Source organism: Shewanella sp. MF05956 (assembly GCF_059758055.1).
Genome location: NZ_JCAYNV010000008.1, coordinates 203,813 through 227,988, shown reverse-complemented (window position 1 = coordinate 227,988; position 24,176 = coordinate 203,813). Strand labels below are relative to the sequence as shown.

The following is a 24,176-nucleotide window of genomic DNA, read 5'->3' as shown; positions in this document are numbered from 1 at the left end:
ATGATACGAGCAATCGTGTCATCAGCGGGAATGCCGTTTACGAATAGGTTGTTGTTTTTAAACCAATCATGATGCCCAAGAATGTATTCGCGAATATCAAACCAGCCTTTAGCGCCTGCGATAACGGCACATAGCGAACCAAACAGTACCTCAAAAAGGCAATAGGTCACTTTAGCCCCTTGACGCTGGTCTGTTATTGTTTGGAAATTCTCTTTGAAGTGGTCAATATGCATGGTGTGCTCCCGAAAAAAGGGAGTATAAGATCATAGCGAGATGTTAACGTCAAATAGTGCGTCAAATTGTTCAAAAAACATTCACGATCTCGCCCTGATCATTATCGATCGATATTTCAGCTGTGTAAGAGGCATCACCATTTTGTTTCAACGAAGAAATACTTAAATAAGCGACTTCGTTTCCATTGGGAATATAAGTAAAATGATATTTAAGCCCATTAACTGGCTTAATTTTATCTTCACGATATGTCTCAAGTTGAGAACCATTTTTATCAAACAAGTTTGCCGTTGGATAAAAATGATTGTTACTCGATATGATAGTGACACTTAACCTATCATCTGGTTGGATTTCCTCAGTTGGCAGCGTTATTTTAAATACATCTGTATCACCAGCATTAGGCAAAGCGCCAAAAATACGAAAAGGGAAATGTCCCGCTACGTCATCAGCGGTTTCAACAAGGTTATTTTGCTCACTTTCTTGCAGTGTGAAAAATTCACTTTTACTCGCATCGAACGGATAATCGTCCTGCTCATCTGGCACGCCATCGCCGTCTTCATCCTTGTTTTCCCAGGTACCAGCTTGCTGCCCTGTTGTTTTAGCTTCGGTTTTAGCTATGCTTTTAGCTGCTATGTCAGGGCTATAACTGGCAAGACTCATACTGGTAACCATGAAAACTACCAGCTTAAAAAGTGTTTGGTTCATTTCTTACATCCTTATAAAACATCGACCGTTGTCCATTATTTTCGTATATTCACTTATCAAAAAAATGATTCCACTAACAACAATAGCATATATCAGTAATCATGGATTGCGATGTTATTATGTACCCATTTTAGAGGAGCTTCTTTAGCGGCAAAAGCACTATGACACATGACAACGCCAAGGCTTGGAATAAGCACTATTGTCAATTTCAAGACTATGTTGTTCAATGTTTACATCCTTATAAAACCGTAAATTAATCCATTATTCTGTCGATACTTATTTGTGCAGAACCAAATAAGCTTATTACATAAAACCTTGCTATAAATTGAATGGTGACACCACTAACACCATCAGACTAGTTAATGCTAGATGTGCTAGCACAGGAAAAATTAATACTACAACATGTAACTGATACTTCATGGTCCAGCTTCGTTGAACCAATTTCACTGGGTAATTAAAATAAACCAACAAGTAAAAAATATTCTTTAATGGATAATGAAACACATCCAAATTTAATACCTTACCCGAGACTAAGTGAATATTAACTTGATACACGGTACGAATAGAATGGCCGCCATTGGTTTGAACGTTATAAATCACTTCAACCTGTTTTATTTCATTTTTGGATAATTCTAATTGTCCATCAGGCTCATTAACCAAAATGTTAACTGGTAATGACACTCTTGTGGCACTTATATGACAACATAAAGGAGCCTCTATTTTATATTGACGTTTAATTAAAAAATAACGTAATAGCAAACTTCCAGGCACCAAACACACATTAATAATGACAATAATTAATGGGATCTGCGGAAATGTTGGATATAGCGATATCGCGCTAGGTGTAACAAAAGGCAGTAACCCCATCAGCAGTAAGCCACTAGACAATACTAACTGTGTTCTCACTTTTAATGGATAAAAGAATGAGATCATTTTGAGCGTAATATTACTCGCTGAGTTAAGTTGTTTTATGCCTTTAAAGTAAGTTGAACCAAACCAAGTTTCATCATCGACTGTAAGCTTTTCTTGCATATAGAACCCTAAAAAGCAGCACCATAATTAGGTGCTGCTTTATCAATTTTGTGGTGATGATTACAAATAAAGACTTATTTATAATAAATTAAGCATATACCAATGTTCATCGACTTTAGCAAAACGGCAATAGCCAGCAGCTTCTGCGTCGGTATTACCCTCGGGGTGAGTAGAGTCGAAAGTATAGCCAATCCACACTTCTTCATCATAGCCCTTAGATTTAGCACTTGAACTAACATCGTGAACCTTTGAGTTTTTTGCATCCACATAGTAGCTATCAAAGGCATTGTTTAATCTAAAATTATTAATCCCCAAATATCTCTTTTTAAAATACTCGTCATGTCTCGCTTTCAGATGTTGTACTACTTGTGCATCAGTCGCTGGATTAGGGAAAAATAAAGCTTTAAACAACTCAACATCTTGATTAATAATCACTTCAGCAGCTTTTATGCAGTTTTCTTTAGGAATCGACACATCGACGGTATCGGGTAGAGGCGGGTACTTATCTAAGTCCCACGCTTGACAAGGTGTTGCAACGACCAAAGCGGCTAAAAACATTCTTCCTAACATAAACCTTCCTTTTTTTGCTACGCGCAAACAAATTTAACATTATTATATATTAAAGCCCCCCGAAGGGCGCCAGTTTGTTAATTAGAATAATTTTGGCCATGTTAATTAGTAAAAACTACAAAACCGAACAACATCCTTAACAACCAGTACTTTATACTTTTAATTTTAATTTTAATTTTAAAAATATATGAAAGCCCGCTATCTTGCTGATAATGCTATATAGCCTGTAGATTTGATTAAAGCGCTCGGTTAAGTGGCCATCAATATCAAGGTTGAGACTCTAAAAAGTCAACATGACCATCTTGATTATTATCGCTACTGCCTTCAATCAAATCTGCAATGCCGTCGCCGTCAGAGTCGAGATCAAGCCAATTGGGTTGATTATCATTATCTTGATCTACCGTTGAATTGAACATTCCAAAAATAAATTCGAGTCCATCAAGTATCTTGTCTTGATCCATATCGTTTTCAAGTAAATCGGAACCTAATGCACGCTCTTTCATGTCATCGAATGAATCAACGTCAGTGTCATTAAAAAATACTATTTCGTAGGAGAGATCTGCTGCACCAGCAAAATTTTCATCGATTAAACTCAGTTGATAAGTGCCTGCATCATAAATAGGAAAGTTAACAACATACACATTCGGTTTAGTGTATTTATATAAAAATATTGCATCAATCACTAATCCGTCGGCATTCGATACATAAACTTGGGGTTTAAATCTCGCAGATGAGGTTTTGAAAACCGCTGTGTATTGTTTAAGCTCAGTTGTCACAAACTTAAACAGATCACCTTTGTCTATTTCAGAGCTTATAACACCTTGTACTCTAACGCCTTGATCAATTTCTATTCGCGTAGCAATACCAGGGTAATCGTTCGGTTCCTGTTCGATGAATAGTGGATATCTACTCTTACTCGCGTCAAATGGATAATCATCCTGCTCATCTGGCACCCTATCGCCATCTTCATCCTTGTTTGCCCAGGTACCAATAAATTCACCTAGATCGGTTACAGCGACTTTATTCGGTGAAACAACTGCGGCTATAGAATCTGTTGCTGTTGTAGGAGTTTCCGCTTGCTGCATACCCGCAGCTAAATCACGATTACAACCACTCGTTCCTACGCTAGCAGTTAATAAAATGGCTAACCAAAGTGCATTATGTTTCATTACCTATATCCCTATATAAATCCATTTATGCGGGCAAAAGCATTAGCGTCACTTACCTGCTGAATATTAAAAACCTATCAATTTATATGTATGACTATGCTAATTTTATCTAGCACCAATATCGTCTAAGCTTACCGGATAATTAAACTTAATAAATAAGTAAAGCAAACTTGAATATGGGAAAACCCAGCTATTAAGGATGTAAACTTGGCCATCGGTTAACTTAATTTCAATAGAGTCGATCTGATTCTGTCGAAATGAGTAGTCATTTATCGCTGAGTAATATTGATACCATTTAACGTCTATTTGGCTTATTTGACTACTAGATAATGTAATTGGATTTAAAAATGGCGGTGTATCCCCCAATGTTTTTTGAACACTAAATTGACGAATGAATGGGGGTAATACTAACTGGTCAACAGATATCCCTATATGACTATTACGAAGACGTTCTGATGACCTAACCCCGTTGTTATTGAGTGAAAATTTAACTCTTAATTTATAATATATTCCGAGGCAGAACAATGTCACTAAAGGTACACTTAGGCTGTAAAATGGTTCACGATTCATTTTAAAAAAACGTGGAAAATTGTCCACCAAAGCACCATTAGTGGACACTAGCATAGCGAAAGAAATCAATAATAATATCAATAGCAGCGTAGCTAATCTAACCTCATCTTTTAATGGTAACCGCTTTAGCCCCCACGTTATTGGTAATTGCACAATTTTACTTTTACTAATACCATTATATTTCTTTCTAATATGACCCACAAACCAACGTTTATCTGTGAGCAAATAATATAAATCGTTCAAAATCACATTTTCCTATTTTAGTTTATGTCAATATAAATGTCGTTGCTATGTAATTGCAAATACTCAACATGAATAAACCCCGACGTAGAGTTTTCTGGAATTGTGATAATAGCTTCATTATCTACAACTGAATCAGGTGATATGATCACAGTCCCCAAATGCACAGTCATATTTTGTTGAAAACCACGTCCTTTTAACGTTATAACACCAGGGTCACCGCATGAGTGTTTGATTTTTAAACAGATCTTCGCAACAATTTCAATTTTACACGCTACCAACTCATTTTGGGGCAAATTTTTTTTAGTCATGCTAGCTTGAAAATGGATAAAATCTTATTATCAATAGCACTCTACTTCTTTAAAAAATAACCCTGAAATATTATTATTTTTAACTATAGAATATAAGCTGTTTTCTGCATCTGTAGTGTAATAAAAAACACCTGTTTCGCGCACTCTAAATAGGTTCGGATTAGTTATACCACTCTTGTTAAATACCATACGCTTAAACTTACGAATCCTATCAGGTCGACCATTACGCATATTTCTTTCACTAAGTTCTTCATTCAAAGCGTTATCAAACCCTAGCACATTAAATGCAAACCATTTTTCGCCGTCCTTATTACATTCTAGAAGCTCAATATTGTCTCCAAAATCATTTTGGAATAAATGCGAATACATTGGGGAAACAACAAAGGTAGAAGCACCTAAGCCAGCTATACCTGGTACTTTAAGTTTCTGTTTGTTCGAAGGATCCACTTGCCAAACCACATCGAGTAATCCCCAAGATTCTTTCATTGGAGTATTACCGTTGAATGAAAGCAATTTATTTTCAGTCAATTGTAAAACATGCTCAAATGCGGATTCACTCAGAAGCATAAATTCATCAGGGTCAAGATATACGCTAAACACCTTATTAAATTTTGAAGTCATTATCTATTATTACCCCAGGGCAAGATCAGTATTAGGGAAATTAAGAGGTAAAACAGCTAAACCGACCATCAAAATAAGCAGTAACAACGAAACACCTAAAGACAGAGGGTAACCTATATTAGCGACATATAAACTTACATCACTCTGCGCGCTAAAGTTGCGCATCCCTTTTATGTGCAAGTTATAAAACCAAGATTTATCATCTAACGCTATTGTTTTGGCCATACTTCCTACTAAGCATTTGTTTTTAAATTTATTTCTTGATTACTTTTACTACAACACTGCCATTTTTATAATGTATATTTTTATACCAAATAACGAATATACAGCGAGTACAAGCCAAAGCCGGTCATGCCTAGTAGTGCGACAACTATTGGTATGAGTATGTAAAATCGCCACACCGCAGCTATTTTCGGAATTTGCGTCAACGTTGCACGATACCCGAGTTGGCACAGTGCAATAACAAATTTATTACTATCAAATGTTTGCCCTGCTAACGTAATGCTTTCACCGTTACTCACATCGATGTTTACTCTAAATACAAAAGGTCGCCTATATTGCCTCCGGGTACTGTCACCATCGCCAGCTTTATACCAATTCCACTCAATATTGATTGATTTAATTGCTGACTTTTCTATCTGTCTAACTTGCTTGTCCTCAAAATACACTCTTGGAATAACAAGTGAATTTTCGCTGATAACAATCTCATTGGGAGATGATATACCCTGTGTATAATGCCTATCGCAAATGAGCTTTCGCCTTACAGCAGATACCACTACCCCAAATAGTGCAACCACGATGGCCGCTACGATATTTTGGCTGGAATAAAGAATAAACAGGGCAGCCATAAAACTGATATAACTTGAAGCCCAGACTTGATGAAAGTATTGCTTAGGTAAAGGCAGCATAAACAGTGTGACGGGGTATTGTAATTTTATCGGGTCGTTAAATAACTTAATCCCAATAAAGGCTTTTACGGTATCTTGGTCGAGCGGAACTGAACTAAAGGTTGGCCAATCTTTACGGCTAACGCTATCAAATTGACCTACAACATTAATCCCCTGCGACATTAACTCTTTTCGACATTGTTGCACCAATGCGGGCAACATATGTTGCTTCACTTTTAACGATATTGATATCGGTTCAGGTAATTGAGCTTGTTCACTCTCTTTAACATGCAAAATCACTTTATAAGTATTATGTACTTCTTTTAACTCAATATTTTTTATTATTGAGTAATCAACATCTTGTTGTTGAAGGGAATAAATGGATTTCCCGCCTAACTTGAAACCATGGAACTGTGTTAATACCTTACGTGAGGCATCAAAACACCATCGACATTGATAACTAAAAGCTATCAAAATCAAAAACATACTGAGCATTAAACGCCCGACAGTTTCAGCCGAAAAAGAAAAAACACTTACCGCTAACACCACATAAACTAGATTAAAGCATATAAAAATCCACTTTATTTTTTCAACGGCTGACACTATTGAAAATGATGACGCGGTAATCAATAACGTCCCTGTTAACTTGTTAAACATCCTATTCCTTAATCGACTTCACTTTTTCATTTTGCTGAAGAGCTTATTAATATTCTTAATGTTAACGAGCTCGTAGCTTCCAATGATTACCTTCTAAGCGGGTAAATGTACAACCTGAGTTGCCATGGCCTTTGCCATTATTGTATGAATATATGTAATCGACACCAGCAAAATTTTGGTCTTCTAAGTTCACTATGACAATGCTTTCCAATGTATAAGCCTCTTCACCGACTTCTCGCTCATACTTCTTTACGTAAGTAGAGAAACCTTTAGCTAAATGAGGGTGCTCATGCAATGACGGATCGATAAAGGTTTTGAACAACTCAATATCGTTGGTTTTTAGTATTTCCCTGTAAATCTTACATTTATCAAGAAAAATATTATCAGTATTACTATTCGCAACAAAATTATAATTACTATCGTCTGCATATGATTCATATGACAAGCTAACAAGCAAAGCCAATATTAGCGATTTAACTACAATGTTCATGATTATTCTTCCTTGATTAACAAGCACCTAATGACAAACCAAGAACATCACTTATCATTACTATTTAGACAGTAAGTAATCATGAGTAATGTGGATATGGTTACCATTTATTATACATTTACTATGATCTAACTGTTTAATCTTATTACGATCAGATAACATTGTTCAACCACTGGTCGGTGGATTATCTTTGGTTGTACCTCATTAATCTCAACAATTTACATATCATTTTATGTTCATATTAGCGATTTATTCTGTTCTACATCCATCCACATACACAACAGGGAGTTAAAATGTTAAAACCCGCACTTATATCATTGGCAATCATCATGGCGATGATGCCAGCAATGAATGCTTTTTCTGCGACAACACAAGAATTATTTTCTGAGCCCAAAGAGGTAAAAGATACAAAGAGTGAACTTAGACACTTCACACCGGTGCAATTGATCACGGCAATCGACGATCAAAATATTCAATCGAAAGAAGTGAAAGGTAAACTGATTAAAACCAACTATGAGCTACCGCCGTCTTATACGCCGGCTCATTTAATCAATAACTACAAAAAACAGCTTAACGCGCTCAATGCTGAGATTATTTTTGAATGTGAGCAAGCCACTTGCGGTCATGAACGTAAACTATCTTCATTTATATCGCCTTTGACAAATATTTCCAGTAGTTCTCCATCACTAATAACAGCACATATTACCCTGCCTAAAAAACAAGTTTACATATCGATATATGCGGCTGGCTGGCAGAATGCGACCAATGTAGAATTGGATATTATAGAAATCATCGATGAACCATTAGATTTGGTGACGACAAATCAAGATTATTTATCTCAGGCTGTGAGTGAAATAACGGTTAAAGACAATAGCGATAAAGATACTAAAAGCTCAGTTGATCACCCGATGCTAAGCAGAGTCCCAGGAGCTTACATACAGGAATATTTCACTCATGGCTTTAACCAAACCTTAGTACTTGCTGGAGATAACTACAAAACGTTGGAACTGGAAGGGAAAGTTACCGATATTGTATACATATTGCCACGTACTTACTCAGAATTTGAGATTGATGTAAACTACAATAACGCATTAACCAAACTTGGTTTTACTGAAGTTTATACCTGTTTAGGGAAAGCATGCGGAGACGAAGATACATTAGAAACTAAGATAGCATTACATTCAGCAATTGGTCGCGAAGAAAACCAATTTTATAGACTCTATAAGCTAGAAAGAGCTGAAGGTGACGTTTACGCTATGGTATACGTCATTGGGTTTTCAGGGCGATTATCTGCTGAAATCCGAATCATTGAAGAAACCACATTAAATAATAATCGAGTCGGAATTGATTTGCAGGGCTTAACCGACGAGATTGCTAAAAGCGGCCATGTGGCACTAGACGGTTTACTGTTTAAGTATGATAGCGATGAACTACTGCCTGAGGCTTATCCGATTGTAGAAGTGGTCGCTCAATACCTTCAAACGCACCCTAAACAGCTTTTTTATGTGGTAGGACATTCAGACGACCAAGGTTCGCAAGCTTATAACCAAACCTTGTCAGAAAAACGTGCGACTGCAATTAAAACCCGTTTGATTAAACAGTTCTCTATTTCTGCACAACAAGTTGAAGCCAAAGGGGTTGGTGAGTACTCGCCTATTGCCAATAACCTTGATGAAGCGGGCCAGAAACAAAACCGCCGGGTTGAACTGGTCATTCGTTCAGACAGTAAGTAATCATTCACAACATAAGCTATTTGGTGAGTCATTGGTTATACCATTTACGCTTATGATGCAAAAACAAAAGGTAGCCTAGGCTACCTTTTTATTTCTATTCCTATTTTAGGGCCTGGGCTTTTAGTGGGAGTAATGGCCATGAGGAGCACAATAAACTTATTGCGGAGTTAACAATACCCGCTACTTAAGCATCAGTTGAGTCAATAACTGTGCTTGAGAGAGTAGCTCAACGTTATCATGATGCTGCCCGTTTACCGTTAATTTAACTTGTGGATTATCTAAAAATTCACGTGCATCTTCGGCGCTGTAAATTGTCGGGGTGATGATTTCGTAGCGCTGGTTTTTAGCCACATTTAACGTGAGATAAAGTGGCTTTGAGCGAACCCAATAACCTGAGTCATCCGCATTGTCTTGAAACAAATCACGGTAATTTATCTCTACCAACTGTTGGCCGCGCTTAAGGCCGATGGTGCTGTCAAAGCTTACATTTTCGCCGTTAACGGTTTCTACAATGAGCGAGTCTGGCACGGTTAAACTTGATGCCTGTACCTGAAATCCAAATAATAAACTCAAGCTGATAATAGCGGGGGTGACGATAGACTTAACTGCGCTCGTCTTGGTTGATAATAATTTCATGGGGTTGTCCTTTTAAAGTATTGCTTGGCCATCAAGCAAGTTATATTGATTTAAAAGACCCCAGCGTTAGCGATTTTCTTACAGATTTTATCACCGCCTGTGTTTGTTGATTGTGAGTATTACGTTTATCTCACTGTATTAATTATTCAAACCGCCATAAAAAATAATATCAAAATAAAATACCTATGCGTTATCTCACATTAATCAAAACAATATCCGCCATTGTTTCGCCATCTATAATATTGCGTGCTAGCGTGTAGATTAACGACAAAGAATGCTGCCTTTATAACGATAAATTTAATGTCTTATTTCATGTTAAAAATCAATTTACGACTAAACTCAATAGATAGTGTTAAGTGTGCAAACAGCGATGTCGCCAATATGATGATAAAGGGCAACATATTGATACGATAACGATAACCCTGTTTGACCGCCCAAGTATTAGCGATGTAAAGCGAAATGGATGACACTCCCTTTTACTTGCGGGGTATAAATGGATAGTTTTTTTAGCTTATTGAATAACGCAGTCTTATTGTTAGCACTCGTCGTGATCTTCGACGCGGTTAGATTACAAAACATTGCTTCCATCCGCTACAAGTCAATATTGAGCGGTATTTTTATTGGCGTCATCGCCATAAGCGTTATGAGTAATCCTTGGGAGCTGCGCCCAGGGGTATTTTTTGATGCACGCTGGATACTGCTCAGTTTAAGCGGTTTGTTTTTTGGTTTTATTCCTACATTTGTCGCAGTATTGCTCGCTACAAGCTTCAGAGTTTACCTGGGTGGTGATGGCGTTTACATTGGTAGTTTGATCATTTTCACCAGTGCGCTAGTGGGGTTAAGTTGGCGATATTGGTTAAAAAAATCCCACAATCACCTTAACTGGAAAAATATTCTCGCGATGAGCTTCATCGTTGAACTTGTGGTGATTGCTTGTTTGCTATTGATGCCCATTGACGATAGATACAAGATTCTTTCGACCATTAGCCTAACATTGCTTTCGGTCTTTACCGCTCTCTCATTTTTATTAGGGTTGTTGCTTAAACATCGCATTGACAGCAAAAAACTCGCACAAGAGTTATTGCGCCATCAACAGTTACTCGAAACCGAAAAAAACCTCCTGCAAAATATTATTGATGGCATACCCGATCTCATTTTTTATAAATCGACTGACGGTAAATATTTAGGCTGTAATAAAGCCTTTGCCAACGAAATGACCCTGACATTAGATCAAATCAAGGGCCGCACCGACCATGAATTTTTTAGCGCGCAACAAGCCAACAAGTTTATTCACGATGACACTCAAGCATTAACTCAAAGAGCGACCATGGTTTGCGAAGACAAGATTGTCGCAGCCAATGGTATTGAACACATTTACCGCACTCAAAAGACACCATTTACCAATGTCGATGGTGATATTTTAGGGATTGTTGGAGTAAGCCAAGATGTAGCAGAAAAAAGACACATTGAGGAACAACTACAGCGCAGTGAGTCCACTTACCATAATATTATTAGCACCGCCCAGGATGGTTTTGTTATTGCGTCACTAGACGGCAGTATTATTGAAGTGAATCAAAGCTTTGCCAATATGACGGGTTACACTACGGATGAGTTAATTAGCCTGTCAGTTAATCAAATTGAAACCGATGATAAACGCCAATTTTCAACGCGTAACCTTGACCGGGCAAAACGCGAGCAGCGTTTTCATTACACGTCATTACACAAACATAAACAAGGTCACCTTTACCATGTAGAAGTGACGGTCAGTTATTGGGACGGTGATAACGGCATGTTTTTTTGCTTTGTTAAAGATATTTCAGAGCGCATTGAGGCAGAAAAGAAACTCTTGCTCAGTGAATCGAAGTTTAGACACATCTTTGAACGGATCCCTGCTATATCGGTTCAAGGATATAACAAAAATCGTGAGGTAATTTTCTGGAATCAAGCCAGTGAAAACCTTTACGGTTACAGCAAAGAACAAGCTCTGGGAAGTAAACTTGAAGACCTTATTATTCCTGCACCGTATCGCCAACATGTTATCGACAATGTAAATACCTGGATAACCGAGGGCTTACCCATTCCGGCAGAAGAGTTAGTACTCATGCGTTCTGACGGCAGTAATGTGCAGGTGTATTCGTCTCATGCATTAATTAACAACACAGAAAATGAAATTGAAATGTACTGTATCGACATCGATTTAAGTGCCCAGAAAAAAGCTGAAGCTCAAGCATTAACATTGTCACAAGCTATTGAGCAAAGTCCAATATCGATGGTGTTAACCGATACCAATAGCAAAATAGAATACGTAAACAGCGCTTTTGAAAAAATATCAGGATATTGTGCCGACGAAGTGATTGGTCAACAAACCAGTATCTTAAAGTCGGGGTTAACCCCAAGATCACAGTACAAAGAGTTATGGGAGGTTATTGTTACTGGAAAATCGTGGCAAGGCGAACTGCAAAATAGAAAGAAAAACGGGGAGATATTTTGGGAACAAGCTCATATTGCTCCAATTTTTGATATTAATGGTGTAATAAAACATTATTTAGCATTAAAACAAGATGTTACACATTATAAACAGCAAGAAGAAAAAATCCTTCATCAAGCGCATTACGATAGTTTAACTGGATTGCCTAATCGTTTACTGTCACTTGATAGGCTAGCACAAATGATTAAAGAAGCTCACCGAGCGAAAACACAAGTGGCAATACTCTTTTTAGATTTAGACGACTTTAAAAAAGTGAATGATACTTTAGGGCACTCTGTTGGCGACGATCTCTTGGTGTTAGCCGCAACTCGGCTGCAAGACACGATCCGAGAAAACGATGTAGTGGGCCGTTTAGGCGGTGATGAATTTATCATTATTTTAAATAACATTAATGATCAGCTTAATGTTGAAGTGACAGCCAATAAGTTACTACAACAATTTGACACGCCTTTTAAGCTTGAAAATCGTGAATTGGTATCAACGATTAGTATTGGTATTGCGCTTTACCCTAATGACAGCTTGGACGCTAAAGAGTTACTGAGGCAAGCCGACTCTGCGATGTATCATTCTAAAGATCTGGGCCGCAATACTTATACCTTTTTTACTCAACAAATGAATCAGGACATGCATCGCCGACTAAGGGTAGAAGAGCAACTTCGTGGCGCCTTAAAAAACCATGAGCTGTCGGTACACTTCCAACCCTTAGTGGAGATTAAAACCCGTAAAATCATTGGTGCTGAAGCGTTACTACGCTGGCATAACCCAGAGCTTGGCCATGTCACTCCCGATGAGTTTATTCCTATCGCGGAGCAAACAGGGTTAATTGTCCCTATTGGCCAATACGTTTTAGAAACCGCTTTTGCTGCGGCTTATCATTGGCAAACTTACTTTAATCGCCAATTTAAAATTGCCATTAATGTGTCACCAAAGCAATTTAGAGAACACAAATTTGTCGATTTGCTTAAAGCCTTATTAGCCCAATATGACATTCAACCTAACAGCGTTGAGTTAGAAATCACCGAAGGGGTATTACTCAGTGGCGATCAGATTATTGATAATAATTTATCTGCCATAAGCGATATTGGTGTCAGTATCTCTATGGATGATTTTGGTACAGGCTACTCATCATTAAGTTATTTACGCAGCTATCCATTTGATACATTAAAAGTGGATAAGAGCTTTATTAATGACATTACCGTCGATCCAGGTGATTTAGAATTGGTGGGTGCGGCAATCGCAATGGGCCATGGACTTAATTTATGTGTGGTGGCTGAAGGCATTGAAACTGAGGAGCAATATCAATTACTCAATGCATTGAAATGCGATTATGGTCAGGGCTATTTATTCAGTAAGCCTTTACCACAAGCTGAATTTGAAGCTCTACTCGAAACACAAGCAAGTATGCAATCCCTTTAAACTCTGTTTTGACGGCGATGTTAAACACAATAACATTGCCATAAAAAATGCCCGTGGTATTAAATGGATTACCATTAATACCACAGGCATTTTTATTTGCTTACTGCCAGATAGCTAAGCGTTTTTCACTTTCCAATTCACAGTTTGGCCAGCAAAAAATGGCACAATAGGGTTACCGTTTGGCAAAATAATTTCTTCAGGTACTGTCCACTCTTGTTTCACTAATGTCACAGTGCCTGTGTTGCGCGGTAAACCATAAAAGTCAGCCCCATGGAAACTGGCAAAGCCTTCGAGTTTATCGAGTGCATTCAAGTTATCAAACACTTGAGCATATAACTCTAACGCGCTCCAGGCACTGTAACAGCCAGCACACCCACACGCGGACTCTTTACGGTGTTTTTCATGCGGGGCAGAATCTGTGCCCAAAAAGAACTTACTTGAACCAGTCGCCACAACAGCTTGCAGTGCTTGTTGGTGGATATTGCGCTTTAATACTGGCAAACAAAAGTTATGTGGACGCACACCGCCGACTAATAAATCATTACGATTTAGCAATAAATGTTGCGGTGTAATGGTGGCGGCTACATTAGCTGATGCGCCCGCAACAAACTCGGCAGCTTCTTTGGTGGTGATATGTTCAAACACCACTTTAAGCTGAGGAATGGCTTCAACAATGCGTGATAAATAGCGGTCAATAAACAGCTTTTCGCGATCAAAAATATCGATATGTGACTCGGTCACTTCACCGTGCACTAACAACAACATACCTTGCTCTGCCATCACCTCAAATATTGGAAATAGCGCATCTAAGGCTTTTACCGCTGTATCAGAGTTAGTGGTCGCGCCTGCAGGGTATAACTTAGCTGCAACCACACCAGCAGCTTTAGCGTCGATAATATCTTGGGCGCTGGTGTTGTTGGTTAAAAATAGCGTCATCAGCGGCTCAAAGTCACTGCCTTGTGGGCGCGCAGCTAAAATACGTTCACGATAAGCCACAATCATGTCGGCATTAGTCACTGGCGGCACTAAGTTGGGCATTACAATCGCACGTTTAAATAATCTTGCTGTAGCGGGTACGGTTTCACGCAGCATGTCGCCATCACGAAAATGAAGGTGCCAATCGTCTGGCGTCGTTAGGGTTATTTGCGTCATGTGAGTTCCTTTGGGCTACAGCATTAAATGCGGCTATTGTGCCTTAAACCAACTATTTTTAATAGGTTAACCACGGTGTGATTCACCGAATAGTGAATCTGAAATCGCTAACAAAAACGAATAATAACCATCGTCAACATAGCGGCTTAGCACACAATAAACTGCAGTAACATCTCTATAATCCCAGCTCAATTCGCTAAAGCTCAGCACAATTAAGTATTGTCGTATTATTGCTAGAACATGTGTCATTGCTTTAGGCTATTGAGCCAAGTATCGCAGCACCAAACCTTGCTGGGCATTGAGCCATTCTACAGATAAAATACCCGCTTAGGATTACGCTTACGAGTGTTGCAATCCCCCTTATGTATCGCGGCAATATCGTATATAGACAAAATATGCCCTAGTTCAAAGTTCTGCTTGTGTATCGCTAATCGATACTCAACAACGCTTGCAAGTCTTCATCAAACCCAGTATAAATAGCATATGCCAATAACGAGGTGCATTATGGCAAGACCCAAAATACCCAGAACAATATGCGGCCAAGCTGCCAATATTTGTTTCAAGCCTAATGGTATTCCAATGACACAGTTGGAACAGGTACCTCTGGCTGAGGATGAAATGGAAGCATTACGCTTAGTTGATTTGCTCGGTATGCAGCAGCAAGAGGCGGCTAAATCAATGGCAGTCTCTCGCCAAACACTGGCCAATTTAGTGAAAGCAGCAAGGTTCAAGGTGGTTGATAGTTTAATTAATGGTAAAGCATTGATGACAAAAAACATCAGCTAAATCAGCAGTAAAGTAAACACGGTTCGGCGTGAATAGGTAGGGCTAATGCAAGCAGTATTAAAAGACTCAGGCCTCAAAGTAACCAGCCAAAGATGTAAACTACTCGAATTTATCAACCAGGTTGATGAGCAGCATTCATACCATACCGCATTAATAAGTGACCGCTCAGAATGCATCCAGCGGTTTTTGATTAAGGCGTCGCTATGTAGTAATGGTTGTTCCCTTTCAAATAGCGAGAACGCAGAGCAAAAGCGGCTGGGGCATTCCTTTCAGGCGAGTTTTAAAAGGGCTTACACTGCGTTGCATGACTTCGAAAGAGAACAACTATTCATTCAGTCATTCGCCTTGTTTAAGCCCTTTTAAATTCTCGCTGAGAGATCATTTACTAACGCGGTATGGTATTAACCGTTGAAAGCATCTTTCAACGCATTAATGCACAAGGCGAGAGCATTGGGTTAACCAGTGTTTACCGGATGATGTCTGATTTTGAGCAAGCAGGACTTGTGACTCGTCGTTTGCTTGAATCTGAAAAAACGATTTACGAGCTCAGCAATAAACCACGCCATGATCATTTAATTTGCCTCACTTGCGGCAAGGTCATTGATTTTGTCGACCCGTTAATTGAACTGCGTTTAAGCTTAGCGGCTGAGCATCATGGTATGAGCATTCATCACCACAGCCTCAATATGTATGGCCAGTGCTTCGAGTGTCAAAAAGCACATCAAAACGAATCGATTACCTAGAACCTATTCCGTAAACCTATTGCACATCTACAAATAGGTTTAATGACTTAACTTTATTGGAGATAAGCATGACTAAGATTGTCATAATTGGTGGTGTTGCCGGCGGCGCATCGGCAGCCGCAAGAGCAAGACGAGTATCTGAAACTGCTGAAATCATTATGTTAGAAAGAGGCGAGTTTGTGTCGTTTGCCAATTGCGGCCTGCCTTACCATATTAGTGGCGAGATAGAATCAAGAGATGCGTTATTACTGCAAACACCCGAAAGCTTTAAATCACGTTTTAATGTTGAGGTGCGAGTATTAAACGAAGTGATCGCGATCGATCGCCAGGCTAAACAACTGACCATACGCAATCTTGTAAACAATGAAACCTACCTAGAATCTTATGATAAATTATTACTAAGCCCTGGCGCTTCACCGATTAAACCGCCACTGCCAGGCATTGATAGCCACTTTGTGCATAGCCTGCGTAATATTCCCGATATGGATAAGGTTCTCGCCACCTTAATGTTACACAAGCCAAAACATGCCACGGTTGTGGGTGGTGGATTTATTGGTTTAGAAATGGTCGAAGCGTTGCGTCATTTAGGCTTAGAGGTCAGTTTGCTTGAGCTTGCCGACCAGGTTATGGGGCCTGTTGATCTTGAAATGGCCAATATGCTGCACCAAAAACTGGTTGATAATGATGTTGATTTACGTTTAAAAACCGGATTGGCCGCCGTAACTGAATGCCCTATTCCACTAGCAGACGCAGACAACACCGATGATTACGATAAACCTGCATCGCCACACTTTCATTTGCAATTAACGCTGAGTGATAACACAACATTAGCCACCGATTTAGTGATTTTGGCCATTGGTGTCAAACCAGAAACAAGTTTGGCATCGGCATGCGGCCTTTCGCTGGGTAAGCTTGGCGGTATTGAGGTTGATGATGAAATGCGCACCTCAGATGCTGATATTTATGCCGTAGGCGATGCCATAGAAACTGCTGATTTTGTCACTGGAAACCCAACATTAATCCCACTTGCTGGCCCCGCTAACCGACAAGGGCGTTTGGCGGCCGATAACATGTTAGGTGCAAATATAAAGTATCGCGCCACTCAAGGCACTGCGATTTGTAAGCTATTTGATATGGCCATTGCATCTACCGGTCTCAACGAAAAAAGCTTACGCAAACAAGCGATTCCATTTGAGAAAATTTATGTGCATACCGCCAGCCACGCAAGTTATTACCCAGGCGCACATCCTATTACGCTAAAGCTATTATTTAGCTCAGACAGTGGCGCTATTTTAGGCGCTCAAGCGGCAGGACTTGATGGTGTCGATAAGCGGATTGACGTATTAGCCGTGGCACAACGTGCTGGCATGACGGTATACGACCTGGCCGACCTTGAGCTCACCTACGCACCACCATTTGGCTCGGCGCGCGATGTGGTAAACCAAGCAGGTATGGTGGCCGCTAACGTATTATTAGGTGATGAGCAGATTTGCCACTCGCACGATATAAGCGAAGCTAACGCCGGGCAAGTCATTGTCGATGTGCGTAACCCAGGCGAGCTTACCACTGCGGGTGCTATTGATGGCGCGATTAATATGCCATTGCCACAGCTGCGTGACCGACTCAACGAGCTCCCTAAAGACAAAGAGTTACTGGTATTATGCCAGGTTGGTTTACGTGGACATGTTGCTTATCGCATGCTCACTCAACACGGCTTTAAGGTGCGTAACCTCACTGGCGGTTACAAAACCTTCCAAATGGTCAACGCCCGTTTTTAATTAAAGGGTTAGCGAGATCCACTAAAACAAAAAACCAGCCCGCAGGCTGGTTTTGTTTTTTTAATCGGCGATAAACTCAATTCATCAACGATTAGCGCTAACTCAACGAAGAGCCAACAAGGCGATTACGCTTGTGGGCGCATCGCTGGGAATAAAATCACGTCACGAATCGTATGAGTGTTAGTGAATAACATCACTAAACGGTCGATACCGATACCCTGGCCTGCTGTTGGCGGTAAGCCGTGCTCAAGTGCAGTAATGTAGTCTGCATCGTAGAACATCGCTTCGTCATCGCCAGCATCTTTAGCATCAACTTGTGCTTTGAAGCGGTTGTCTTGATCTTCTGCATCGTTAAGCTCGCTAAAGCCGTTAGCCACTTCACGACCACCGATAAAGAACTCAAAACGGTCGGTAATGAAATCATTGTTGTCGTTACGACGTGCTAGAGGCGAAATATCAGCTGGGTAACCGGTAATGAACGTAGGTTGCATTAACTTAGGTTCTGCTGTTTCACCAAAGATTTCTTCTAGTAGCTGACCACAAGTCCAGAATTTTTCTAACTTGATGCCCAGGCTCTTGGCTAAATCACGCATAAACTCTACGTCTTTAACTTGCTCGTAGGTCATTGCCTGAATTGTCGCGTTATCTGGATTGTACTTTTGAATCGCTTCTAACATGCTTAAACGAGCATAAGCGCCACCAAACTCAACGGTCTCTTCACCATAAGGCATGCTAGTGCTGCCCAATAATTCTTGAGCAATTGAGCCTAGCATTTCTTCGGTTAAGTCCATCAAGTCTTTGTAATCAGCATAAGCCATATAGAATTCCATCATGGTGAATTCTGGGTTATGACGTGGCGACAAACCTTCGTTACGGAAGTTACGGTTAATTTCGAACACACGCTCAAAACCACCGACAACTAAACGCTTAAGGTATAGCTCTGGCGCGATACGTAAGTACATTGCCATGTCTAATGCGTTGTGATGCGTGACAAATGGACGTGCAGACGCACCACCAGGAATAACGTGCATCATTGGGGTTTCAACTTCCATGAACTCTTTTTTGACCATAAAGTTACGGATGGCAGCAACCACTTTAGAGCGCATGATAAAGGCATTACGTGAGTCTTCGTTAACGATCAAATCAACGTAACGCTGACGATAACGGGTTTCTTGGTCGGTTAAACCGTGAAATTTTTCAGGCAATGGACGCAGCGCTTTAGTCAGTAACTGGTACTCTTCCATGTTGACGTACAAGTCGCCTTTGCCAGATAAGTGCAGCTGACCTTTAACACCAATGATGTCACCAATATCTAAACCTTGATAACGTTCTTTTAAGTCGCCTTGTACTGGCTTTCCAGCATACGCTTGAATACGACCAGACACGTCTTGAATCACTAAAAATGGACCACGCTTAGCCATAATACGACCAGCAATGCTAGTTTGAAAACCTAACGTTTCAAGGTCTTCTTTAGTTTGCTCACCATATTGCGCCTGTAATTCAGCCGCTTTATGGCTACGTTGCCATGTATTAGGATGAGCATTTGCGGGGCAGCTAGTACGGATGTGATCGAGTTTAGCGCGACGCTCTGCAATCAGTTTGTTTTCATCTTGTACGTGTTCGGTCATGTTATATTCTCGCGTTTGCTCGCCACACTTTGATACATGGCGAAAAAAGTTAATTTGATTAAACTAAAGTCCTGATTTTAGGCTGGCTTCAATAAACTTATCTAAATCACCATCCAACACAGATTGAGTATTGCGGTTCTCAACCCCTGTACGTAAATCTTTAATTCGTGCATCGTCTAATACGTATGAACGGATTTGACTGCCCCAGCCGATGTCTGATTTAGCATCTTCAGCAGCTTGCTTGTCGGCATTTTGTTTATGCATTTCTAACTCGTACAACTTCGCTTTTAATTGCTTATAGGCTGAGTCACGGTTTTTGTGTTGCGAACGATCGTTTTGACATTGCACAACGGTATTGGTTGGCAAGTGAGTAATACGTACCGCAGAATCCGTTTTGTTAACGTGCTGACCACCCGCACCAGAGGCTCGGTAAGTATCAATACGCAGTTCAGATGGATTAATCTCGATTTCAATGTCATCGTCAATTTCTGGGTAAACAAACACCGAGCAGAAAGACGTATGACGCTTGCCAGATGAGTCAAATGGCGACTTACGCACTAAACGATGCACGCCCGTTTCGGTGCGCATCCAACCAAAAGCATATTCGCCGTTAAATTTAATGGTTGCGCCTTTAATACCCGCAACATCACCGTCGGTGACTTCCATTAATTCTGGACTGTAGCCGTGGGCTTCGCCCCAACGCAAATACATGCGTAATACCATGTTGGCCCAATCTTGCGCCTCAGTACCGCCCGAACCAGATTGAATATCCAGGTAACAATTCGATGCGTCACTTTTACCCGAAAACATTCGGCGGAATTCTAAGTCGGCCAAACGGGTGTCTAAAATGTTAAGTTCAGCCGCGGCATCGTTAAACGTCTCTTCGTCATCTTCTTCGATGGCTAATTCAAGCAATCCTTCGATGTCTTCAAGACCTGCGTCCATATCATTAATGGTTTTAACAACCGCTTCTAATGCCGCGCGCTCTTTACCCAGCGCTTGCGCACGTTCAGGTACGTTCCACACTTCTGAACTTTCCAGTTCACGACTGACTTCTTCTAAACGCTCACTTTTAGCAGCGTAGTCAAAGATACCCCCGAAGTAACTCAGTACGTTCAGCGAGCTCTTTGATTTTGAATTTTACCGGATTAACTTCAAACATGAATATTCAACTTAAATTAGCAGTTAACAAAAGGTGCAACGGCGCATTTTACCCCATGACACGCGCTAAACCTAGACCGAAAGGTCGATTATTAACAAACTAATGGCGAATATATTTCACGACAACGGCCGTTCACTTCATAAGCGTTTAGCCATAAAAAAATGAACCCACTTCGGGTTCATTTTCTGTCGCGTTAATCGTGAAACTGTGCGGCGAGTTACACCTTAAATTGCCCCACTAACTTCGCAAGAGTTTGGCCCTCGTTGGCCACATCTTTACTCAAGCCAGATGCATCCTGGCTGGCAGCCAATAGTGAGTTAACAATTTCTTGCACCGAGTTAACATTGCGATGGATCTCTTCAGTCACAGAGCTTTGCTCAGTCGCAGCGGTCGCAATTTGGGTACTCATGTCACTAATACTGGTCACTGAGGATGTAACCGCGCCTAGGCTTTCTGAGATTGCCCGAGATGACTCTACCGAGCTTAAGCAACTCGTTTGGCTTTCTTGCATGGTGTTTACTGCTTTAGCCACTAACTTATGCAATTGCGATAGCATGTCGTTAATTTCTACAGTGCTACTTTGGGTTCGGCTGGCGAGATTTCTGACTTCATCGGCTACAACCGCAAAACCACGCCCTTGTTCACCGGCACGTGCTGCTTCAATGGCTGCGTTTAACGCCAGTAAGTTAGTCTGCTCTGCAATACCACCAATCACGCTCAATACAGAGTTAATTTTTTGCGATTGCTCACTTAACGATTTCACATCTGCTGCTGCGTTATCGATTTGCTTCATTAAATTAGACACTTCCGTTAACGAAGTATCGACACACTCTTGTGCTTTCGTCACGTTGCCAGATGCGGTATGCGTTGCGTCTGCAACCATGCTGGTATTGTGCGCCACATCATTTGCCGTTGCAGACATCTCAGTAATGGCCGTCACGATTTGATCTATTTCATTATTGTGGCTATAGAGCTGCTCGGTCATTGAAACCGTTTGACCACTAATGCTTTGCGCGCCATGTTTAACTCTGTCTGTCGCACTCGCTACATCACCGATAATCGTTTGCAGCTTATCGACAAATAAATTAAACGCACTGCCTAATTGGCCAATTTCATCTTCGCTCGTCACATCTAAACGTTTGGTTAAGTCACCGTCACCTTTGGCAATATCGTTTAGTGAGTTGGCCATATTCTGGATAGGAACAACCAGCTTATGAGCCATCCACACCACCACAAATGCCGTAATACCGGTTAATCCCAACGCCATTAACAAAAACATGACAGTTTTATTATTCATTCGCTCAGTTTTTTCATCACGAAATTTCGCAATAGCTTGATCAATATCATCAATATATGCACCAGTACCTAACATCCAGTTGGTATTAGGCACCATTACAGCGTAACCGAGCTTTTCAATTAATTGTTCCGTACCAGGCTTTTTATAAAAATAAGAAAAGATACCATCACCAGATTTAGCTGAATTTAATAACCCGACGATAACTTTGGTACCATTAGGGTCAGCCATATCGATTTTGTTTTGCCCTTCTAGCTCAGGCATCGTCGCATGGAAGATGTTTACCCCCGCTGTGTCATAGATGTAAAAATATCCTGCGCTGCCGAAGCGTAAATCACGTAAGGCCTGTTTTACATCACCGCTGCTGCCTAGCGATAGCTGATAGTCCACAACACCACGAGCAATCTCAGTGGCTTCAGCCAGTTGGTTTTTTCTCTCTGAAACTAACTCGCCCCTAAATTGGGCAATATCATTTTCTAACGAAGTCCCCTCGTTAACATAAAACAGACTCAATAAAACGGCTAAAATTAATGATAATGGAATTAGAGATAATCCCAAAAGCTTATTGCGGAGGGAGGATTTCAGCATAGTTGGCAGCCTTTTTGTTGTAATAATCTATTAAGTATAGATGTTTACAGCATGTAGCCAAACTTTGCACACAAATAAAGTGAAACATGTCGCAAAAATAAACAAGATGGAAGTTGAACTTAGATTAGCGTCAATAACGCGCCTATTGCAGCAAAGCCCACAACAAGCCAAACAATGCCAGGCTTGAATACTTTTAAAAGACTAAATCCAATGATGACCAATACCATATCGAGCGGCATGATCACAGCGCTGGTAAATACCGGTTGATACAGTGCCGCTAGCAGTAAACCGACAACCGCTGCATTAACACCTGCTAATGCGCCTGCAATATTGGGGCGCTGACTAATGCTATGCCAGCTTTTCAATCCGACTAACATCAGTAAAAAACCCGGTAAAAATATCGCTAAAGTGGCGACTATGGCGCCTAAAATAGGAGACTCTAACCATAAATCGGCCCCTAAAAAGGTGGCAAGGGTAAACATAGGCCCAGGGATGGCTTGCGCAAGTGCATAGCCGGTTAAAAAGCGGTCGGGAGTAATGTAGTCACCCACACTGGCCTCAAGTAATGGCAGCACCACATGGCCGCCACCAAACACTAAACTTCCGACTTGAAAAAACTGCGCAAAAACTTGCCCTAAACTGTCATCATTCCCCATAAAATACAGTGAGCTGGCTAAACACAAAATAAACAACGCTAGCCAACGATAATCAAGTTCGATAGGGGGATTTTCGGGGGTAATATTTTCACCACGAGTCAGTAATACCACGCCAAGAATGGCGGCAATCACTAACACCGCTATTTGCATTAACATTGATGGCATTAAAATAATGGCCGCCGCGGTGACGGCCATTAATACTTTGGCGGTTTTACGCTGACAAAATTGGCTAAACATGGACAATGTCGCATCGGCAACGACCACGACGGCTAACAGTTTTAATCCGTGGATCATGCCCTGCACTGCACTGATTTCTAGCCACTGCGCACTGGTTACCGCAAACAAAAACAACAATAGAAATGACGGTAACGTAAAGCCTAAAAATGCCGCGAGCCCACCAAGTAAACCCCCTTTGTGGTAACCAATGGCAAAACCAACCTGACTAGAACCCGGACCTGGCATAAATTGGCTTAAGGCAACAAAACTGGCGTATTGCTTACCATCAAGCCATTGTAAGTCATCAACAAATGCTTTTCTAAAATAACCAATATGAGCCGCTGGGCCGCCAAAACTGATTAAGCCTAATGCTAAAAAACGACTAAATATTTGCCACATCGCCCAGTTCCTCTTTGT

Annotated in this window: 22 protein-coding genes; 6 read left to right on the top strand and 16 right to left on the bottom strand. The window is 40.5% G+C overall.

What is annotated here, in order from left to right; genetic code table 11:
• From AC19MX_RS11065 to AC19MX_RS11020, 10 genes are all read right to left on the bottom strand, one after another.
• Positions 1–233: transposase family protein (locus AC19MX_RS11065; protein WP_498298045.1), on the bottom strand; the 233-nt coding region annotated here is incomplete at its 3' end.
• A 70-nt stretch (positions 234–303) separates the two neighbouring features.
• A complete protein-coding gene (locus AC19MX_RS11060) occupies positions 304–936 on the bottom strand; it encodes a hypothetical protein (RefSeq protein ID WP_498298043.1) in 633 nt (210 codons plus the stop codon).
• Positions 937–1,254: 318 nt separating this feature from the next.
• Positions 1,255–1,968 (bottom strand): hypothetical protein, encoded by a 714-nt coding sequence (locus AC19MX_RS11055; protein WP_498298042.1) that lies wholly within the window; start codon positions 1,966–1,968, stop codon positions 1,255–1,257.
• Between the two features lie 78 nt (positions 1,969–2,046).
• Positions 2,047–2,538 (bottom strand): hypothetical protein, encoded by a 492-nt coding sequence (locus AC19MX_RS11050; protein ID WP_248983568.1) that lies wholly within the window; start codon positions 2,536–2,538, stop codon positions 2,047–2,049.
• Positions 2,539–2,804: 266 nt separating this feature from the next.
• A complete protein-coding gene (locus AC19MX_RS11045; RefSeq protein WP_498298041.1) occupies positions 2,805–3,707 on the bottom strand; it encodes a hypothetical protein in 903 nt (300 codons plus the stop codon).
• Between the two features lie 105 nt (positions 3,708–3,812).
• On the bottom strand, positions 3,813–4,520 hold the full coding sequence (locus AC19MX_RS11040) for a hypothetical protein (RefSeq protein ID WP_498298039.1): 708 nt from the start codon (positions 4,518–4,520) through the stop codon (positions 3,813–3,815).
• Between the two features lie 338 nt (positions 4,521–4,858).
• Positions 4,859–5,449, bottom strand: a complete 591-nt coding sequence (locus AC19MX_RS11035; RefSeq protein ID WP_498298038.1) for a hypothetical protein — start codon at positions 5,447–5,449, stop codon at positions 4,859–4,861.
• Positions 5,450–5,458: 9 nt separating this feature from the next.
• Positions 5,459–5,674 (bottom strand): hypothetical protein, encoded by a 216-nt coding sequence (locus AC19MX_RS11030; RefSeq protein WP_498298036.1) that lies wholly within the window; start codon positions 5,672–5,674, stop codon positions 5,459–5,461.
• Positions 5,675–5,754: 80 nt separating this feature from the next.
• Positions 5,755–6,993, bottom strand: a complete 1,239-nt coding sequence (locus AC19MX_RS11025; RefSeq protein ID WP_498298035.1) for a hypothetical protein — start codon at positions 6,991–6,993, stop codon at positions 5,755–5,757.
• A 61-nt stretch (positions 6,994–7,054) separates the two neighbouring features.
• Entirely contained in the window at positions 7,055–7,483 is a 429-nt protein-coding gene (locus AC19MX_RS11020) for a hypothetical protein (RefSeq protein ID WP_124729716.1), read from the bottom strand.
• Between the two features lie 293 nt (positions 7,484–7,776).
• On the opposite strand from AC19MX_RS11020, the gene AC19MX_RS11015 reads away from it, so the two are divergent.
• Positions 7,777–9,216, top strand: a complete 1,440-nt coding sequence (locus tag AC19MX_RS11015) for an OmpA family protein (RefSeq protein WP_498298033.1) — start codon at positions 7,777–7,779, stop codon at positions 9,214–9,216.
• A 180-nt stretch (positions 9,217–9,396) separates the two neighbouring features.
• Here AC19MX_RS11015 and AC19MX_RS11010 read toward each other — a convergent pair whose 3' ends face one another.
• Complete coding sequence (locus AC19MX_RS11010; RefSeq protein WP_498298032.1) at positions 9,397–9,852, bottom strand: DUF2057 family protein; 456 nt, start codon at positions 9,850–9,852, stop codon at positions 9,397–9,399.
• A 493-nt stretch (positions 9,853–10,345) separates the two neighbouring features.
• Here AC19MX_RS11010 and AC19MX_RS11005 point away from each other — a divergent pair, with 493 nt between their 5' ends.
• On the top strand, positions 10,346–13,756 hold the full coding sequence (locus tag AC19MX_RS11005) for an EAL domain-containing protein (protein WP_498298031.1): 3,411 nt from the start codon (positions 10,346–10,348) through the stop codon (positions 13,754–13,756).
• A 114-nt stretch (positions 13,757–13,870) separates the two neighbouring features.
• Here AC19MX_RS11005 and pyrC read toward each other — a convergent pair whose 3' ends face one another.
• Positions 13,871–14,908, bottom strand: a complete 1,038-nt coding sequence (pyrC, locus tag AC19MX_RS11000) for a dihydroorotase (protein ID WP_498298030.1) — start codon at positions 14,906–14,908, stop codon at positions 13,871–13,873.
• Between the two features lie 504 nt (positions 14,909–15,412).
• Here pyrC and AC19MX_RS10995 point away from each other — a divergent pair.
• From AC19MX_RS10995 to AC19MX_RS10980, 4 genes are all read left to right on the top strand, one after another.
• Positions 15,413–15,694 (top strand): DUF134 domain-containing protein, encoded by a 282-nt coding sequence (locus AC19MX_RS10995; RefSeq protein ID WP_432403000.1) that lies wholly within the window; start codon positions 15,413–15,415, stop codon positions 15,692–15,694.
• 45 nt (positions 15,695–15,739) lie between these two features.
• A complete protein-coding gene (locus tag AC19MX_RS10990; protein WP_498298055.1) occupies positions 15,740–16,057 on the top strand; it encodes a hypothetical protein in 318 nt (105 codons plus the stop codon).
• Between the two features lie 32 nt (positions 16,058–16,089).
• Positions 16,090–16,437, top strand: a complete 348-nt coding sequence (locus tag AC19MX_RS10985) for a Fur family transcriptional regulator (protein ID WP_498298029.1) — start codon at positions 16,090–16,092, stop codon at positions 16,435–16,437.
• Positions 16,438–16,505: 68 nt separating this feature from the next.
• Entirely contained in the window at positions 16,506–18,215 is a 1,710-nt protein-coding gene (locus tag AC19MX_RS10980) for an FAD-dependent oxidoreductase (protein ID WP_498298027.1), read from the top strand.
• A 125-nt stretch (positions 18,216–18,340) separates the two neighbouring features.
• On the opposite strand, the gene lysS is transcribed toward AC19MX_RS10980, so the two are convergent.
• From lysS to chrA, 4 genes are all read right to left on the bottom strand, one after another.
• Entirely contained in the window at positions 18,341–19,843 is a 1,503-nt protein-coding gene (gene lysS, locus AC19MX_RS10975; RefSeq protein WP_432402994.1) for a lysine--tRNA ligase, read from the bottom strand.
• 63 nt (positions 19,844–19,906) lie between these two features.
• Positions 19,907–21,005 (bottom strand): peptide chain release factor 2 gene (gene prfB / locus AC19MX_RS10970; protein WP_432402992.1). Its coding sequence is split into 2 segments (ribosomal slippage): positions 19,907–20,929 and positions 20,931–21,005, totalling 1,098 coding nucleotides; the frame shifts between segments, so codons are not numbered across the junction.
• Positions 21,006–21,222: 217 nt separating this feature from the next.
• Positions 21,223–22,887, bottom strand: a complete 1,665-nt coding sequence (locus AC19MX_RS10965) for a methyl-accepting chemotaxis protein (RefSeq protein WP_498298025.1) — start codon at positions 22,885–22,887, stop codon at positions 21,223–21,225.
• Positions 22,888–23,006: 119 nt separating this feature from the next.
• Positions 23,007–24,158, bottom strand: coding sequence for a chromate efflux transporter (gene chrA, locus AC19MX_RS10960; protein ID WP_498298024.1), 1,152 nt, complete (start codon positions 24,156–24,158; stop codon positions 23,007–23,009).
• Between the last annotated feature and the right edge of the window lie 18 nt (positions 24,159–24,176).

Bases quoted from the DNA above. Each gene is read 5' to 3' on its own strand.
- AC19MX_RS11060 (WP_498298043.1), bottom strand. From the start codon at position 936: ATGAACCAAACACTTTTTAAGCTGGTAGTTTTCATGGTTACCAGTATG.
- AC19MX_RS11055 (WP_498298042.1), bottom strand. From the start codon at position 1,968: ATGCAAGAAAAGCTTACAGTCGATGATGAAACTTGGTTTGGTTCAACT.
- AC19MX_RS11050 (WP_248983568.1), bottom strand. From the start codon at position 2,538: ATGTTAGGAAGAATGTTTTTAGCCGCTTTGGTCGTTGCAACACCTTGT.
- AC19MX_RS11045 (WP_498298041.1), bottom strand. From the start codon at position 3,707: ATGAAACATAATGCACTTTGGTTAGCCATTTTATTAACTGCTAGCGTA.
- AC19MX_RS11035 (WP_498298038.1), bottom strand. From the start codon at position 5,449: ATGACTTCAAAATTTAATAAGGTGTTTAGCGTATATCTTGACCCTGAT.
- AC19MX_RS11030 (WP_498298036.1), bottom strand. From the start codon at position 5,674: ATGGCCAAAACAATAGCGTTAGATGATAAATCTTGGTTTTATAACTTG.
- AC19MX_RS11025 (WP_498298035.1), bottom strand. From the start codon at position 6,993: ATGTTTAACAAGTTAACAGGGACGTTATTGATTACCGCGTCATCATTT.
- AC19MX_RS11020 (WP_124729716.1), bottom strand. From the start codon at position 7,483: ATGAACATTGTAGTTAAATCGCTAATATTGGCTTTGCTTGTTAGCTTG.
- AC19MX_RS11015 (WP_498298033.1), top strand. From the start codon at position 7,777: ATGTTAAAACCCGCACTTATATCATTGGCAATCATCATGGCGATGATG.
- AC19MX_RS11010 (WP_498298032.1), bottom strand. From the start codon at position 9,852: ATGAAATTATTATCAACCAAGACGAGCGCAGTTAAGTCTATCGTCACC.
- AC19MX_RS11005 (WP_498298031.1), top strand. From the start codon at position 10,346: ATGGATAGTTTTTTTAGCTTATTGAATAACGCAGTCTTATTGTTAGCA.
- pyrC (WP_498298030.1), bottom strand. From the start codon at position 14,908: ATGACGCAAATAACCCTAACGACGCCAGACGATTGGCACCTTCATTTT.
- AC19MX_RS10995 (WP_432403000.1), top strand. From the start codon at position 15,413: ATGGCAAGACCCAAAATACCCAGAACAATATGCGGCCAAGCTGCCAAT.
- AC19MX_RS10990 (WP_498298055.1), top strand. From the start codon at position 15,740: ATGCAAGCAGTATTAAAAGACTCAGGCCTCAAAGTAACCAGCCAAAGA.
- AC19MX_RS10985 (WP_498298029.1), top strand. From the start codon at position 16,090: ATGGTATTAACCGTTGAAAGCATCTTTCAACGCATTAATGCACAAGGC.
- AC19MX_RS10980 (WP_498298027.1), top strand. From the start codon at position 16,506: ATGACTAAGATTGTCATAATTGGTGGTGTTGCCGGCGGCGCATCGGCA.
- lysS (WP_432402994.1), bottom strand. From the start codon at position 19,843: ATGACCGAACACGTACAAGATGAAAACAAACTGATTGCAGAGCGTCGC.
- AC19MX_RS10965 (WP_498298025.1), bottom strand. From the start codon at position 22,887: ATGCTGAAATCCTCCCTCCGCAATAAGCTTTTGGGATTATCTCTAATT.
- chrA (WP_498298024.1), bottom strand. From the start codon at position 24,158: ATGTGGCAAATATTTAGTCGTTTTTTAGCATTAGGCTTAATCAGTTTT.